The organism is Ruegeria sp. BF10 (assembly GCF_056538725.1).
In genome coordinates this window covers 1,799,876-1,815,730 of record NZ_JBQFTR010000001.1, presented here as the reverse complement: position 1 = coordinate 1,815,730, position 15,855 = coordinate 1,799,876, and the positions used below count along the sequence as shown (strand labels likewise).

General features: G+C 57.9%; 13 protein-coding genes. 8 read left to right on the top strand and 5 right to left on the bottom strand.

Annotated elements, in window-relative coordinates:
• Both ACR0DJ_RS09165 and ACR0DJ_RS09160 read right to left on the bottom strand, forming a co-directional pair.
• A complete protein-coding gene (locus ACR0DJ_RS09165) occupies positions 1-531 on the bottom strand; it encodes a TadE/TadG family type IV pilus assembly protein (RefSeq protein ID WP_170346530.1) in 531 nt (176 codons plus the stop codon).
• Positions 528-2,225 (bottom strand): pilus assembly protein TadG-related protein, encoded by a 1,698-nt coding sequence (locus ACR0DJ_RS09160; protein ID WP_480684651.1) that lies wholly within the window; start codon positions 2,223-2,225, stop codon positions 528-530. Before ACR0DJ_RS09160 ends, ACR0DJ_RS09165 begins: the two co-directional genes overlap by 4 nt.
• Before the next feature lie 333 nt (positions 2,226-2,558).
• On the opposite strand from ACR0DJ_RS09160, the gene ACR0DJ_RS09155 reads away from it, so the two are divergent.
• The 4 genes from ACR0DJ_RS09155 to rpoD all read left to right on the top strand — a co-directional run bounded on the left by ACR0DJ_RS09155 (position 2,559) and on the right by rpoD (position 8,534).
• Positions 2,559-3,989 carry a Glu/Leu/Phe/Val family dehydrogenase gene (locus tag ACR0DJ_RS09155; protein WP_170346532.1) on the top strand — a complete coding sequence of 477 codons (1,431 nt, stop codon included), beginning with the start codon at positions 2,559-2,561 and terminating at the stop codon, positions 3,987-3,989.
• Positions 3,990-4,108: 119 nt separating this feature from the next.
• Positions 4,109-4,405 carry a hypothetical protein gene (locus ACR0DJ_RS09150; protein ID WP_152457544.1) on the top strand — a complete coding sequence of 99 codons (297 nt, stop codon included), beginning with the start codon at positions 4,109-4,111 and terminating at the stop codon, positions 4,403-4,405.
• A gap of 80 nt (positions 4,406-4,485) precedes the next feature.
• Entirely contained in the window at positions 4,486-6,432 is a 1,947-nt protein-coding gene (gene dnaG, locus ACR0DJ_RS09145) for a DNA primase (RefSeq protein WP_480684650.1), read from the top strand.
• A 113-nt stretch (positions 6,433-6,545) separates the two neighbouring features.
• A complete protein-coding gene (rpoD, locus tag ACR0DJ_RS09140; protein WP_170346534.1) occupies positions 6,546-8,534 on the top strand; it encodes an RNA polymerase sigma factor RpoD in 1,989 nt (662 codons plus the stop codon).
• A gap of 161 nt (positions 8,535-8,695) precedes the next feature.
• On the opposite strand, the gene ACR0DJ_RS09135 is transcribed toward rpoD, so the two are convergent.
• Positions 8,696-9,736, bottom strand: a complete 1,041-nt coding sequence (locus ACR0DJ_RS09135; RefSeq protein WP_480684649.1) for a helix-turn-helix domain-containing protein — start codon at positions 9,734-9,736, stop codon at positions 8,696-8,698.
• Positions 9,737-10,195: 459 nt separating this feature from the next.
• On the opposite strand from ACR0DJ_RS09135, the gene ACR0DJ_RS09130 reads away from it, so the two are divergent.
• The 4 genes from ACR0DJ_RS09130 to ribD all read left to right on the top strand — a co-directional run bounded on the left by ACR0DJ_RS09130 (position 10,196) and on the right by ribD (position 12,723).
• Positions 10,196-10,600, top strand: coding sequence for a hypothetical protein (locus tag ACR0DJ_RS09130; protein WP_170346536.1), 405 nt, complete (start codon positions 10,196-10,198; stop codon positions 10,598-10,600).
• A gap of 21 nt (positions 10,601-10,621) precedes the next feature.
• A complete protein-coding gene (locus ACR0DJ_RS09125) occupies positions 10,622-11,035 on the top strand; it encodes a secondary thiamine-phosphate synthase enzyme YjbQ (RefSeq protein ID WP_480684648.1) in 414 nt (137 codons plus the stop codon).
• Positions 11,036-11,155: 120 nt separating this feature from the next.
• Positions 11,156-11,626, top strand: coding sequence for a transcriptional regulator NrdR (gene nrdR, locus ACR0DJ_RS09120; RefSeq protein ID WP_117869416.1), 471 nt, complete (start codon positions 11,156-11,158; stop codon positions 11,624-11,626).
• Complete coding sequence (gene ribD / locus ACR0DJ_RS09115) at positions 11,623-12,723, top strand: bifunctional diaminohydroxyphosphoribosylaminopyrimidine deaminase/5-amino-6-(5-phosphoribosylamino)uracil reductase RibD (RefSeq protein WP_480684646.1); 1,101 nt, start codon at positions 11,623-11,625, stop codon at positions 12,721-12,723. Before nrdR ends, ribD begins: the two co-directional genes overlap by 4 nt.
• A 2-nt stretch (positions 12,724-12,725) precedes the next feature.
• On the opposite strand, the gene ACR0DJ_RS09110 is transcribed toward ribD, so the two are convergent.
• Together ACR0DJ_RS09110 and ACR0DJ_RS09105 are read right to left on the bottom strand one after the other, a co-directional pair.
• Positions 12,726-14,726, bottom strand: a complete 2,001-nt coding sequence (locus tag ACR0DJ_RS09110; RefSeq protein ID WP_480684645.1) for a capsular polysaccharide biosynthesis protein — start codon at positions 14,724-14,726, stop codon at positions 12,726-12,728.
• Between the two features lie 3 nt (positions 14,727-14,729).
• On the bottom strand, positions 14,730-15,839 hold the full coding sequence (locus ACR0DJ_RS09105; RefSeq protein ID WP_257600439.1) for a polysaccharide biosynthesis/export family protein: 1,110 nt from the start codon (positions 15,837-15,839) through the stop codon (positions 14,730-14,732).
• Between the last annotated feature and the right edge of the window lie 16 nt (positions 15,840-15,855).

The following is a 15,855-nucleotide window of genomic DNA, read 5'->3' as shown; positions in this document are numbered from 1 at the left end:
TTACCGTGGCTCCTGCACGAATGCGGTCGTTGCGGTCACTGCATAGTGGCCGCTTTCGTCGACAACCGTGTTTGCGATGATCGAGCTTTCCAGAACCGGATCGATACGCAGGCAGGCACGCAAAATCATCAACTCGTTCGAGGCCCCGCTTTTGAAGTCGAGCACTGGTTTGGGGTCTTCGGAACTGTCGGTGCAGGGTATTTCGTCCGAAAGCACGATGCCATTGAATGCGTTCTGGCGGAGCATTTGCAGCCGCAGGTTGGTTTTACAATTCTTGATACCGGAAATGTCGCAAATCCGGTCCTTGATTACATCGTGGCTCCAGTTGGTGCCTGTGCCAAGACGGATATCCCGAACGACCAGGTCAACACCACGTTCCAGCGCGGCGTGCTTGGTGGTGATCAGTGACATCTCTCCACCGATACCAATGAATGCCAGGAAAAACGGAATGATCATGACAAATTCGATCGTCGCGTTCCCGGACTCGGATCGCTTGAAAGTACGGAGTTTTGACAGTGACTTGCGGATCATTGCGTCAGCCTCAATTTGCGGATGGACGAAGCAATCGCTGTAAACGCCTTGTCCAGATCCAATCCAGCTACATTGTGTACATGGCTGTCCGAGCTTGCGCAGGACTTGATGGTGTTCAAGCCGCTGGTGGGGGCCTCGAAAGCGATGCCATAGATGATGACACCCTTGTCTTTGGCGGCGCCACAGATACTGGCCGTGCGCGCGTTCTTTGTGGACGATCCCACTGACTTCCTTAGACTGTAGTACCAGTTATTCTCGTGGTTGCTTTGCCAGTAGAAGTTGTTCTTGGCGTTCCACCACAGCGAAGCCCGATTGAACAGTTCTGGATACGAAAGACGGGTGGCAGTTCCAACTTCTTCATTTGTCGGATTTTCATTCGGTGGATTGCCGAAAGGATGTTCTGCGGTAACGTAGTTGCCGTTTTCTTCGGTGTGTTGCATCCAAACCCACCGGTCCGGATTGTTCCCCTGCGGGTCATGGTAGTAGCGAATACTGTACTCACCTTTACTGCCATCCGCGCGTTCAAATTCTGGATTGAACCAGACGTCAGTCTGTCCGCTGCGAACCGACGGGTCCAACATGTACTGCGAGGTGTTTTGCCCGTCAGTCATTACGATCACGACCTTAAGCACGTCCGAGTCGTAAGATTCCGGGCGATTGGCAAATTTGGCAGGCACCTTGTTTTCGGTGGCCAGGGTGTTGATCACGGGCTTGAATGAAGGATCCAGCATGCCGACGCCCCATTTCATGCCAACATCAATGGATGTGTTGCCGCTTGCGGTCAGGGCATCGATACGATTGTGCAGATATTGGACGTTGTCGGTGACGGCTGTAATCTCACTGCCTGTGCGAACGGGGCAAACAAGGTAGGCAGGAGGTTCGCCATCAGTCGTCCGGCCGTTTACAGTTGCTCGCGTGTAACGCCATGGATCGAAATGTCCGGTGCGCTGATAAAAGGTAGTGGGATCAAGGGTTGCAGACCCAAATTGCCCCGAAGAAAAGTTCACGCAATGGGAATAGTTGTGCTCTGAGGTCACGTTGGTGAATTTGCCCAGGATATCCTGCCCGGCATTGACCTGCGTGGCATAGGGAACGATTGACATCGAAATCTTTGTTTCGCCCGATTCCTCAAGCATTTTCGTGACAAAACCTTTCGCCGCAGTCTTCAACACATCGATCTTCGATTTTCCGGCGGTCGCCGAAGACCGTGACATGGACCCGGACATGTCCAGAACCAACGATATTTCGACGGACCCGATGGATTCTATGGCGGTGCTTGCCGCTTTCATATTCAGTTCGGTAACTTTTCCGAATCTCATGAAACGCGTCGGAACAACGGCATTGGCGGTCGCGGCCACTTTTCTCGAGCCAAACCCTTCGGTGACGGTCACTGTTTTCTCAAGATGGCCCAACCCGGCCTTTTCCATATAGGCGTCGACAACGTCCTTGGGCGGCAGTTTCTGGTCAAGATCCGCGGCAGCAAGCACCGCGCGGTCCAGCGTGGATTGCAGGCTGGCCCGGTCGCGCTCGTACGTCATCAGATCCATCGCCATTCCGGTGATGGCCAGCATCAGGATCAAAATGAGCAGGGTGAATATCGTAAAAGTGCCGTCTTCTTCTCGGGAAAACAGCCGCAACCGGGAAATCTTGTGTTTCGGCTTCGAGCCGTCGTTCTGAAGCGAGAAAATTATCATTTGATGACTCCGCCTCGCACATACAAGTCGTGCGTCAAAGAAAGGAATTTCCGGTTAAATTTAGTTTTCAAACGTGGCGTGAATTGGGCGAAAAAGGCTTGGTTTTGGCCTTTTTGGGCACTCAGGGGGTATAATTTTCACGTTTTCCCATGGTCTGTCGATGAAATGAAGACAATCCGTTAAGCGATTGACCAGATTGGGCGACTCACCATCAGAAGCTCAAGTCTCTGTTAAGAAGGTGATGAAAAAAAGTGCATTGTTTGATTGCAGCCAGACTTGAGTGGTGCGACAAAACGTCGTGACGTTTCGTCATCCAGCGGTACGGAGGATTTTATGACCGGCATCCAAGAACCAAGCTTTCGCGAGAGTGTTGACCTGATGTTCAACAGGGCGGCCGCCCTGATGGAACTGCCGCCGGGGCTGGAGCAGAAGATCCGGGTTTGCAACGCGACCTACACCGTTCGGTTCGGTGTACGCCTGCGCGGCGAGATCCATACCTTCACCGGGTACAGGTCCGTCCATTCCGAACATATGGAGCCGGTCAAAGGCGGCATTCGCTATGCTACTGCGGTGAACCAGGATGAGGTCGAAGCGCTGGCTGCGCTGATGACCTACAAGTGTGCTCTTGTCGAAACACCGTTCGGCGGATCGAAAGGCGGGCTTTGCATCGATCCGCGGAAATACGAAGAACACGAACTGGAACAGATCACGCGACGCTTTGCCTATGAGCTTGCCAAGCGGGATCTGATCAACCCGTCGCAAAACGTTCCGGCGCCCGACATGGGCACGGGCGAACGCGAGATGGCCTGGATGGCCGACCAATACGCGCGGATGAATACCACCGACATCAATGCGCGTGCCTGTGTGACCGGTAAGCCATTGAACGCAGGTGGCATTGCCGGGCGGGTCGAGGCGACCGGACGCGGAATCCAATACGCTCTGCGCGAGTTTTTCCGTCACCCTGAAGACGTCCAGAAGGCTGGCCTGTCGGGCAAGCTGGATGGAAAGCGCGTCGTGGTGCAGGGGCTCGGCAACGTGGGCTATCACGCGGCGAAGTTCCTGAGCGAGGAAGACGGCTCGCGCGTTGTCGGTATCATCGAGTGGGACGGGGCGTTGTACAACCCGGATGGTATCGACGTCGAGGCCGTCCGCCAGTGGATCGTCAAGCATGGCGGCGTCAAGGATTATCCGGACGCGACTCATTCAGCGGAAGGCGCAAGCGTTCTGGAGGCCGAGTGTGACATCCTGATCCCGGCTGCCCTGGAGGGTGTCATCAATCTGACCAATGCGGAACGGATCAAGGCCCCTTTGATCATCGAGGCCGCGAATGGCCCGGTCACCGCCGGCGCGGATGAGGTTCTTCGCAAGAAAGGCACCGTTATCATCCCGGATATGTATGCCAACGCAGGCGGTGTGACGGTGTCTTATTTCGAATGGGTCAAGAATCTCAGCCACATTCGTTTCGGCCGGATGCAGCGTCGGCAGGAAGAGGCGCGGCATGAACTGATCGTCAGCGAGCTGGAGCGGCTGGACCGTTACCTGGGTGACGCGTGGTCGATGTCGCCGGACTTCAAGGCCAAATACCTCAAAGGTGCTGATGAGCTTGAACTGGTGCGCTCGGGCCTCGACGACACGATGCGTATTGCCTACCAGTCGATGCGTGAAGTGTGGCACAGCCGCGACGATGTCGAAGACCTGCGTACTGCGGCCTATATCGTGGCGATCGACCGCGTGGCCAAAAGCTATCGCGCCAAGGGCCTCTGAATCAGGCGGGCGGGGTGATCATTTCGCCCCGCCGCTGCGCGCTGCGGCTTGAATGTCGATGGCAGCCCGTTAGTTTGACGGATAATAGACACTCAGAGAAACGAATCCCGGAGACCTCCATGTTGCGTATAGCCATTGTCGCGGCTCTGCTGGCCACCCCTTTGGCCGCTCAGGAAACTAAGGAACAAAGCTGCAAGTATCAGGCGGATGTGGTGGCAGCGATCCAAAAGGCGCGGCTGGACCGTGTGAAGGAACGCGATGTGGCGCAAGCCGTGGCGGATAGTGGCCCGACATGGCCCGAGAACTACAATGCCGCGATTCCGCTGATCACGCCGTGGGTTTATGAACAAAAGATGCGCGATGTGCGCAAAAAGGATCTGGGCGCCGCTTGGCTTGAGCTGTGTTTGCAGCAATAATCCACAGCACCATCATTTCCCTGTGGACAAACGCGCGTCATACCCTTGGCGCGCGTTCCTGTTTCTGTCAGGTTTGATCCATGTCACTGCCCCCCGGATTTCTGGATGAACTGCGCACCCGCCTGAGCCTGTCTCAGGTCGTCGGGCGCAAGGTGATGTGGGATCAGCGCAAATCCAATCAAGGCAAGGGTGACATGTGGGCGCCTTGCCCGTTTCATCACGAAAAGACAGCCTCATTCCATGTCGATGATCAGAAGGGGTTTTATTACTGCTTCGGCTGTCACGCCAAGGGCGACGCGATCAGCTTCGTGAAAGAGACTGAGAATGTTTCGTTCATCGAAGCGGTGGAAATCCTCGCCCACGAGGCTGGCATGCCGATGCCTGCGCGCGATCCGAAAGCGCAGGAAAAGCAGGATCGCCGCAGTCAGCTTGCCGATGTGATGGAACAGGCGGTGCAGTTTTTCCGCTTGCAGCTCAAAACAGCGGCGGGCGCAGAGGCACGGGATTACCTGTCGCGCCGGGGTTTGGATCAAGGCGCGCTGGATCGGTGGGAGATCGGGTTTGCTCCTGACGGTTGGCAGGCGCTTTGGGATCACCTGCGCGGCAAGAGCATCCAAGAGGAGCTGATCCTTGGCGCCGGGCTGGCCAAGCCTTCAAACAAAGGCAAAAAACCCTATGACACTTTCCGCAATCGGATCATGTACCCGATCCGTGATCCGCGTGGGCGCTGCATTGCGTTCGGTGGCCGCGCGATGGACCCGAATGACAACGCGAAATACCTGAACTCGCCCGAGACCGAGTTGTTCGACAAGGGGCGCAGCCTTTACAATCAAGGTCCTGCGCGGCAGGCGGCGGGCAAGGGGCAGCCGCTGATCGTGGCCGAAGGGTATATGGACGTGATCGCGCTGGCCGAGGCGGGGTTTGGCGCGTCGGTTGCGCCTTTGGGAACGGCCATTACGGAACATCAGTTGCAACTGCTCTGGCGGATCGCGGATGAACCGATCATAGCGCTGGACGGGGATGCCGCGGGTCTGCGGGCGGCCATGCGGGCGGTTGATCTGGCACTGCCGCTGCTGGAGGCCGGAAAATCCCTGCGGTTTGCCTTGATGCCCGAAGGCAAGGACCCGGACGATCTGTTGCGCGCCGAAGGGGCAGGGGCCGTGAAGGCCGTTCTGGAAGGGGCCGTGCCGATGGTCAAACTGCTGTGGCAGCGCGAGACCGAAGGAAAGGTATTCGACAGCCCGGAACGCAAGGCAGCACTGGACAAGGCGCTGTGGGACAAGATCAAGCTGATCCGGGATCCCTCGATCCGCCAGCATTACGGTCAGGAAATCAAAGATCTGCGCTGGCAACTGTTTCGCCCACAACGACAACCACAAAACCGTCGGTGGCAACCGCGGGGAAAATGGCAGCCGCCGCAGACCGCGACGCCGGGCGCGCGCAGTTCGTTTCTGGCCTCATCGGAAAACGCGGATATCCAGCTGCGTGAAGCCGCTATTCTGGCGATCTCAATTCTGAATCCCAAGGTTGTTGTCCAATTTGAGCAACAGTTGGAAGAAATGGAATGTCACAATCCTGACTACGCGGCATTGCGCGATGCTGTGCTGCGTCACGCGATCGATGATCCGGACAACCTGAAAGACCACATTATCGCATCAATGGGGCCGGACGCCCTTGAAAACCTGCTGACCCTTCGCCATGTGGCAGTCATCCCCTGTGTGTCCAAGCCAGGCGACGTTGAAAAGGCCGAGATGACACTGGCCGAGGAACTCGCAAAGATCAAAGCGCTCCGGGGGTTGGATGCCGAGATTGCCGAAGCGGCAGAGGAACTGTCCGATCTGCCCGATGAGGCGCTGACATACCGGCTGGCGCAAGCCGCCGAAGAGCGCAACCGCGCGAGTCGAAGCCAGAACGAGGATAGGGCCGTTTTCGACATTGCTGACAATGGGGCGCGAATCAATCGTGACGAGAAAGACGCGTTTGCGGCGATCATGTCTGGCATCAAATTCGAGCGGAAACGCCGATAAGTGGTGTTTTCGTAAGGCACTGGAAAAGAAAAACGGGTAAACGGGTGGCCGAATCACTTATACGCGCTAATGATTCGGCTGAGACGAATCACCCATCCCTGCAGGAGCATTGAATGGCCGCCAAGGATACGAACGAAGACCGCAAATCCGACGAGCAGGAACAGGAAATCTCGCTGGACATGAGCCAGGCGAACGTCAAGAAGATGATCGCCGAAGCTCGCGAGAAAGGTTACATCACCTACGACCAGCTCAATCAGGTTTTGCCGCCTGATCAGGTCAGTTCGGAACAGATCGAAGACGTAATGTCGATGCTGTCCGAGATGGGCATCAACATCATCGAAGATGAAGAGGCCGAAGAAGAAGAGAACAAGGGCTCGACCGAACTGGTTGCCGCGGAAAGCAACCGTGAGGTGGCACTGGCCGGTTCCGGTACTGAAAAGCTGGATCGCACCGACGATCCCGTGCGCATGTATCTGCGTGAGATGGGGTCGGTTGAACTGCTGAGCCGCGAGGGTGAGATCGCAATCGCCAAGCGGATCGAAGCCGGTCGCAACACGATGATTGCGGGCCTGTGTGAAAGCCCGCTGACCTTCCAGGCGATCACCATCTGGCATGACGAATTGCTGTCCGAAGACATTCTTTTGCGGGATGTCATTGATCTGGAAACCACGTTCGGCAACCAGTTGGACGAAGACGGCGACGTTGATGAGCCGGTCGTTGATACGACGGCGGTGCAGGCGAACAAGCCAGCCAAGGATACCGGCCCCGAGCTGGATGCGGATGGCAACCCGCTGAACAACGACGACGATGACGATGACGACGACCAAGCCAACATGTCGCTGGCCGCGATGGAAGCGGCGCTGAAGGATCAGGTCCTGACCACGTTGGAACGTATCTCGACCGACTTTTCGATGCTGTCAGAAATGCAGGACAGCCGGATTTCGGCCACGCTGAACGAAGACGGCACTTTCAGCGAAAAAGACGAGGCTACTTATCAGAAGTTGCGGGCCGAGATCGTCGAGCTGGTGAATGGTCTTCACCTGCACAACAACCGGATCGAAGCGCTGATCGACCAGCTGTATGGCATCAACCGCCGTGTCATGTCTCTGGACAGCGCGATGGTCAAGCTGGCCGATCAGGCACGCATCAACCGCCGCGAGTTCATCGAAGCGTACCGGGGCCGTGAGCTGGATCCGAACTGGCTGGCCGAGATGGCCGAGAAGCCGGGCCGGGGATGGCAGATGTTCATCGAACGCTCGACCGCGAAGGTCGAAGAACTGCGCAACGATATGGCTCAGGTCGGCCAATATGTCGGTCTGGATATCTCGGAATTCCGCCGCATCGTGCAGCAGGTTCAGAAAGGCGAGAAAGAGGCGCGGCAGGCCAAGAAGGAAATGGTCGAAGCGAACCTGCGTCTGGTGATTTCGATCGCCAAAAAATACACCAACCGCGGCCTGCAATTCCTTGATCTCATTCAGGAAGGCAATATCGGCCTTATGAAGGCGGTGGACAAGTTCGAATACCGTCGCGGCTACAAGTTCTCGACCTATGCGACCTGGTGGATCCGCCAGGCGATCACCCGCTCGATCGCGGATCAGGCCCGCACGATCCGTATTCCGGTTCACATGATCGAAACGATCAACAAGCTGGTGCGCACGGGCCGTCAGATGCTGCATGAAATCGGCCGCGAGCCGACGCCGGAAGAGCTGGCCGAAAAGTTGCAGATGCCGCTCGAGAAGGTGCGCAAGGTGATGAAGATCGCCAAAGAGCCGATTTCTCTGGAGACGCCGATTGGCGACGAGGAAGACAGCCAGCTGGGCGATTTCATCGAGGACAAGAATGCCGTGCTGCCCTTGGACAGCGCCATTCAGGAAAACCTCAAGGAAACCACCACACGGGTTCTGGCCTCGCTCACCCCGCGCGAAGAACGGGTTCTGCGGATGCGCTTCGGCATCGGTATGAACACCGATCACACTCTGGAAGAGGTCGGCCAGCAGTTCAGCGTGACCCGCGAACGGATCCGTCAGATCGAGGCCAAGGCGCTGCGGAAGCTGAAACACCCCAGCCGTTCACGAAAACTCCGGTCTTTCCTGGATCAATAAGAACAAAGTTCAATAAGAACGAAGGCGCCCCGTCAGAGGCGCCTTTTTTCGTTCACATTGGCTGGTTCTCGCATCACGTTGGCGCGAATGCGCAAGGCCGGGGCGGTGTGCCTTTCTATATCGGTCTTGTCCACTCATGGGACAGGCCGGGGCGAGGCTTTTCAGGCTGACGACCCCCGGCCAGCTGTCCGAATGGGATGTTCCACCCGGGTCTTGAAGGCGCTGGGCGGCTGACCTGTCCACCGTTTGAAGGCGGTCGAAAAAGCCGCCTGATCGGCATACCCCAGCGCATATGAGATTTCAGACAGAGTCATGCCATTTGTGATGAAAGTCTGGGCCAGATCACACCTTAGATCGTCTACAATATCGCGATAGCTTGTGCCTTCATCCTTGAGACGTCGGCTGAAGGTTCTGAGGCTCATCCCCAGATCAGCCGCCGCATCTTCGGCTTGCAGGATTGCGCCGGGCAGGGATCGGGTGATCAGCCCTTCGACGCGGGCGCGGGTCTTGTGCTTGGCTGGTGTTTTCTCGGCCAGCAGACGTTCACCGTATTCCAGCAAATGCTCCCGCAGCTTGGGATCATAGGTCGGCACCTTCAGTTCCAGCGCAGAAAGCGGCAGAATGATTTCAATCTTTTCAGCTCCGAAAACCACCGGGCAGCCCGCCAGCTTTTCGTAGGTTTTGACGTGGTTTCCAACTTTGTGCTGAAATCGCATCTCGATCGGGTACACGTTCACCTGCGTGAGGTTCCTCATTCTGGCCAGCGCGGCAAACAGCAGGAATTCCGTGCGCCGATGATAGCGGGCAAAGCTGGCATCTTTCCAATCGGCCTCGAGGGCTGCGAAGTTGCCGGCAACACGTAAGCTGAGCCCGATGGCGGGATCGATGATGCCGTGAAAGCGTGACAGGTTTTCCATCACCTGCCTCAAATCGCGTGAGTATTTACTGATATACCCCGTCACGGTCGAAGCCGACGTGACCTCGAGCCCTGTGCGAGCCGCAAATGTGATGTCACCAACGGCGTCACAGGCGTGCCGGATGAACAGGGCCTCTTTATGTGCGCTGTAGACTGCGGCAGGGGGCGCGGTATCTTGCTGACGCAGCCCGGCCTGCTTCAATACCCGTTGGGATAGTTCACTGTTGTCGGCGTGGCGATCCAATGCCTGGCTCAAAAAATGTAGTCGGCCGATATCTACGTCCATCGTGGTACAACACCTTACGTTCTCAAATGCATTAACAGGTTATCACGGAAGTTCCTTTTTTGACTTTGGCTTTTGGCAAGAAGGATTTTGCACGCGAGCATCACGTGTTGGCAAGTTCTCGAAAGGTTTTGACCGGAACGCGCATGAAGTAAAACGCACGGCTGTCCAAATCAGCTTTGTTGCCGGGTCGGGACCTTCATGGGGATGAGGTCAGAGCCTCGGAGAAATCACCAATCTCTGCTCAGGGCTCCCCGGCACGCTCTTTTTCCCATAAGTGACGCATTGTTCTGCGACGCCGGTCTTGCGCCCGCTGATCCGTTGTCAAGGCTGGCTCACGCCGGATCACGCTATGTACCAGGCGGGCTGAATTGATCGTGAGGCACCCTGTGCGCGCGGTGAAGTTCGTCTAACCTATCTGGAGACCATCCTTTGGACCAAGCAATCAGGGAAGAGATTACCATGAAACAGTCATATACCTTCGCCGCGCTGGCCGCCTTGACCCTCAGTATCCCCATGACCGCAGATGCTGCGCCGAATGGATTTCGAACAGAACCCATCAACGCCACTGATTTCGAGGTCATCCCGCGCGGTGACAAGCGTGTCGAAGGCTATTGGTGCGCGGCCGCGGATTATGCGCGCCGGACCTTAGGGTTGGGTTGGATGGACCGGGTTTATGTGTTGCGAGGATACGGGCCCAGCGTCACCACCGGGCGCAGAACAGCAGTTCAGTTTTCGATTAAGCAGCCTCAGTCTGTTGATGTGCAACCAAGCAGCTTTGTTTCGTTCGGTTTTCAGCCCGGTAACAGTGAATCTGTACAAGGTGCGAATGCACGGTGTAACTATCGACCGTTCTTCAATGACTGACAAACGCGCAGGATAGTCACGATGCAGACTGAATTCGTTTTGCACACCCAAGGGCCGGGGCTGTACGAATTCACGTCTGATGTGCTGCAATGGCTTGAACGGTTAGAGACGGATGGGGTTTTGACTCTGTTCGTTCGCCACACTTCCTGCTCATTGCTGATCCAGGAAAACGCGGACCCCGAGGTTCAAACCGATCTTCAGGCGTTTTTCGAGCGGCTGGTTCCACCGTCAGACAGCCCCGCCATGTCCTACCTGAGGCACACCTATGAAGGCCCGGACGATATGCCCGCGCATATCAAGGCTGCGCTCTTGCCGGTTTCGCTGACGATTCCGGTGTCGCAGGGTCGGCCTGTGCTTGGAACATGGCAAGGGATCTACCTGTTTGAACACCGCACTGCGCCGCATCAAAGGAAGGTTGCAGCGCATCTGGCCTGACCCTTTATTTAGCGGTTTGAATTTCCGACTACCCAAACCCTAGCGGCTGCCCTATAGTTGTGGATAAGTAAGCCGCAGCGCTTACAAAAAGAGGCCGAACATGGGACGAGGAGACGGCGGATGCGCTGCCCGTTTTGCGGAAATATCGACACTCAGGTGAAAGATTCACGCCCGGCAGAGGACCACGTGGCTATCCGCCGACGCCGGTTCTGCCCGGCCTGTGGCGGACGGTTCACGACCTACGAACGTGTGCAGCTGCGCGATCTGGTTGTCATAAAAACCAATGGTAAACGCGAAGATTTCGACCGCGACAAGCTGGAGCGTTCGATCCGTATCTCGATGCAGAAACGCCCCGTTGATCCCGAACGGATCGATCAGATGATTTCGGGCATCGTGCGCCGTCTGGAAAGCATGGGCGACACGGATATCCCGTCCAACAAGATCGGTGAGATCGTTATGGAAGCTCTGGCGCGGATCGACACTGTCGCCTATGTTCGCTTTGCGAGTGTGTACAAGAATTTCCAGGCGGCCGATGATTTCGAGGAGTTCGTCCACGAACTGCGCCCGCCGCAGCCTTCGACTGACGAGTGAACGAAACAGATAAGCGATTCATGGCGCTTGCCCTGTCTTTGGGGCGGCGCGGTCAGGGGACGTGCTGGCCGAACCCCGCCGTGGGGTGTGTCATTGTTCGTGATGACCGGATCATTGGGCGGGGCTGGACGCAACCGGGTGGCCGCCCTCATGCCGAGACCGAAGCGTTGGCTCAGGCCGGGCAGGGCGCACGTGGTGCGACCGCCTTTGTAACGCTGGAACCCTGTGCCCATCACGGCAAGACGCCGCCCTGTGCCCAGGCCTTGATTGCGGCAGGGGTATCCCGCGTTGTAGCGGCTGTGGAAGATAGCGATCCGCGCGTGGCCGGGCAGGGTTTTGCCATGTTGCGCGAGGCCGGGATTGAAGTCGTAACCGGCGTTCTTGCGGAACAGGCAGAACGGGATCTGGAAGGCTTCTTCCTCAAGACTGAACAAGGCCGACCTTTTGTGACGCTGAAGATGGCCAGCAGTTTCGACGGGCGCATCGCAACCTCGACAGGGCACAGCCAATGGATCACCGGACCGCAGGCACGTCGTGTGGTCCATGCCATGCGCGCACGTCACGATGCGGTGATGGTCGGGGCAGGGACGGCGCGCGCCGACGACCCCTCGCTGACCGTTCGGGATATTGGCGTTGAGCATCAGCCTGTCCGCGTCGTGGTGTCCCGCCATATGGACATATCCCTGATGGGTCAGCTGGCGCGCTCGGCCTCAAGGATACCTGTCTGGCTCTGCCATGCGCATCACCCGGATGCCGAGCGTGCACAGGCGTGGGAGGGATTGGGGGCAAAGCTGATCCCCTGTGCATTGAAAGACCATCATATCGATGCAGTGGATCTGCTTCAGCAACTGGGTCAGGCCGGTTTGACCAGTGTCTTCTGCGAAGGCGGAGCTGCGCTTGCGGCCTCGCTGCTGGCCGAAGATCTGGTGGACGAGCTGGTCGGGTTCACTGCCGGTTTAACCATCGGGGCCGAAGGACTGGCCGCGGTCGGGACACTTGGCCTGGAGACGCTGGAGGTCGCACCGAGGTTCGAATTGATCGAAACGCAGGCGGTCGGCGGGGATGTATTGCACCGTTGGCGCAGAGCGTCGGAATAATGTCAACGCCAAAGATGAGCGTGCGTCGCGAACGCGCCCTGAAGCTTTGACAGAAACCGGTTGAACGGACCGGACGGTGCCGAATACCCCAGCGCCAAGCGTTCAACAGCCACTTCGACAGGGCAGGGTTGTCTGGTGATCGGATCGAAATAGCGTGGATAGTCAATCAAGGTGGCGTGCACCAGGCCCATCAGCGACGGCCGTGCACCTCGCCTGACGGGGACGGTATCCAGATCGGTGGTCAGGCCCCATCCCGCATAGAAGGGCGCGCCCAGGGTCGTGACCTTCACCCCGCGCAACAATGCCTCGAATCCCAACAGCGATGTCATCGTCCACACCTCGTCCACCTGCGTCAGTAACGAGGCGGGGTTAGTCCGGGTCACGACAAGGTCCGCAAGTGACTCTGCGTCTATCTGGCCATCCCGCAACCCGGCTTCGACATCAGGGTGCGGTTTGTAGATCAGGATTGCATCGGGGTTGGCCTCGCGCGCCGTTTGCAGCAGGTCCAGATTGCTGCGCACCGTGTTGGTGCCCAGCAGGATCGAGGCGTCATCTTCAACCTGTCCGGGCACCAGAATTCGGTGCCCATGGGGCAGAACCGGCGCGGATTGGCCCGTGTTGTATTTGCTCAAACCATCGGCCAGCAATCTCTCGACAAGCCGTTCAGCACGTAATTCCTGATCCGGGCGCAATGTTGCACGCTCGCCTATCAGGTTTTCCAACTGGCTGGGTTTTGTGGGGTCGTAGTAGATGCCGATTTCGTCGGTTACCAGGGATAGAGGCGGAACAAGTGCGGCCCCCAATCCGCGTGAACGCAAGAAACCGTCTTCCACACGAACGGCCCCTTCGGCGTCGCGCGCCTGACTAGCCCACACCATATGGGGGCGATCCGAGGTGTCGGGCTGTGTGGACGTAAAGCGCAACTTGCCATGTCGCCCGAAAATCTGCTGCATGTGCCTGCGTTTCCACAGACGCATGCCAGCGGCAGTCCAACCGTGCCTGTCCTGACGCCATGCGCGGGTCTGTGCCTCCAAAATGTCCAGAACCGTTTCCAGTTCGCACAGCTGATCGCGAAAGGGGTCGTACCAGGTCGGGTAAAGCAGCATCGCGGCCGCGAACAGTTGCGCGCGGGTCAGGTTGCGCTGTCGGCGTTGGACCGGGAATTCATCCTGCGTCAGGCCCCAACCGGCATAGAACGGTTGACCGAAAATGCGCGGTTTGTGACCGGCCAGGATTGCTTCAAAGCCCAGTTGCGACGACACGGTATAGACCGCAACGGCGCCGTCGAGCAGGGGCCAGGGGCTGATCGGTTTGTCAAACCACGTGACCCGGTCTGACAGGTCCTGATCGGTGAAATGCCCCTGACGATGACCCGCCATCGTTTCTGGATGTGTCTTGATCAGAATGCGCGCGCCGGGGTTTTCCTCCTGCGCGACCACAAGCATTTCAAGAAAACGGGCACGATCGGCACCGCTTGCCGTGACGGCGGCATCGCCAACCGTCTGGTCGACGACCAGTACATAACCGGGGTCGGGTGCGACAAGGTCGGGGTCAAACGCGGAATACTTGCTGAGGTGCAGTTCCCGGACTCGCTCCATCGCGGCACGCGCGCGGTTCAGCAGCGCGGTGTCGTCCAAGGGATCGGTGTTCAGCAGCTTCTCAAGGTCGGAAGGTTCTGCTGCATCGAAATGCGGGCCTGAACGGTCCAGCAAAAGGCCCAACGGGGGTTCACCGGCACGGCCCGGGTGCAGAGACCTGAGAAAGGCATCTTCGACCCGCAGAACCGGGGCATTGTGTTTTTCGGCGATGCGCAGGCCGCGATACGCGGTCGGGCTGTTGCCCCATATGCCCACGCAATCGCCATCCTTGGGAAGACCCAGACGAATGTCATATCCGGCAAGTGTCAGAATCCGTCTCAGGCGTTTTTGCGTAAGAAACCCGCCGTTGTAGACGAACAGCCGGGTGCGCTCGGCCCCGGCTGCGCTGTCCGGATCGGGTGCCATGTATCAGTTGCCGGTCAGCGTGGCGACGTTTGCGATGGGGGTCAGGCCACCAGCGATCAGCGAGATCGATTTGCTCCACTGTGCATAGGGTGCTTCGGTCACATAAATCGTATCATCGTCGCGGATCACGAAATCACGCGCGATGAACAGACCGTTGGGAGCCGTCAGATTCAGCAGGTAGATCATGCGTTGATCCCCCTTCAGGTCGGCGCGTCCCGTGATGCTGCGGGCGACGTCCTGGCGTTCTTTTCGCAGAATGAAAATGCCGGTTGGATCAGAGGACAGCGTCAGCAGACCACCGACCTGAGCCAATGCTTCCAGCGCAGACAGATCCTGGCTTTCAAAGGCGACGCGCGATTGGCCGCCTGTGGCACCTAGTGCGATGTATGATCTGCTGTCTTCTTCCACCAAAATGCGGTCTCCGCCACGCAATGCGACGTCCAGTTTCGGGTTGCGGAACAGGTCTTCGTACCAGACGGTGCCCTTTTGATCCCCTCGGATCAGAGTCACCAACGCGATATCTGACGCTACAGAAACCCCGCCCGCCTGAGACAGCATGCCAAGCAGGGAACGGGTTGGGCGTTCGATCGGATAGATGCCGGGGGATGCGACAGTTCCCGTAAGCGAGACGGTGGAACCGTCACCCGCAACACGCCGCACTTCGATCTGTGGGTCCGGTGTCTGTTCCCGCAGCTTGTTCGTGATCAAAACGCGAAGCTGTTCCGGCGTGTTTCCCGCGGCCCGGATCCGACCCGCGTAGGGGACGAAAATGAACCCATCGCTGTCGACCTGAACTTCATCCAGGGCGGTTGCCGTACCGGTTTCGCCGGATAGCAACCCGTCGTCCACGTTTTCCCATATGGTCAGGCCCAGCACGTCGCCGGGGCGAACAGTGTCGGCGGTCAAGGCCTGGGCGCTGCTGAACGAGGAAGAAAAGCCAAACTGAGGCACGGCGGATGTAAGGCGTGTCACGCGGTCATCGACTTCGACGACAAACGCGTTGCCGCCATTCTGGACCGCACCAGCCAGAATTTCGGTCTTGTTCGGCCCGGATTTCGGAAGTTGGCAGGCCGCCATCAAGCCGATTGCCGCCACAAGGGAAACCCCCCGCATCCATCGCTTAGGAGAG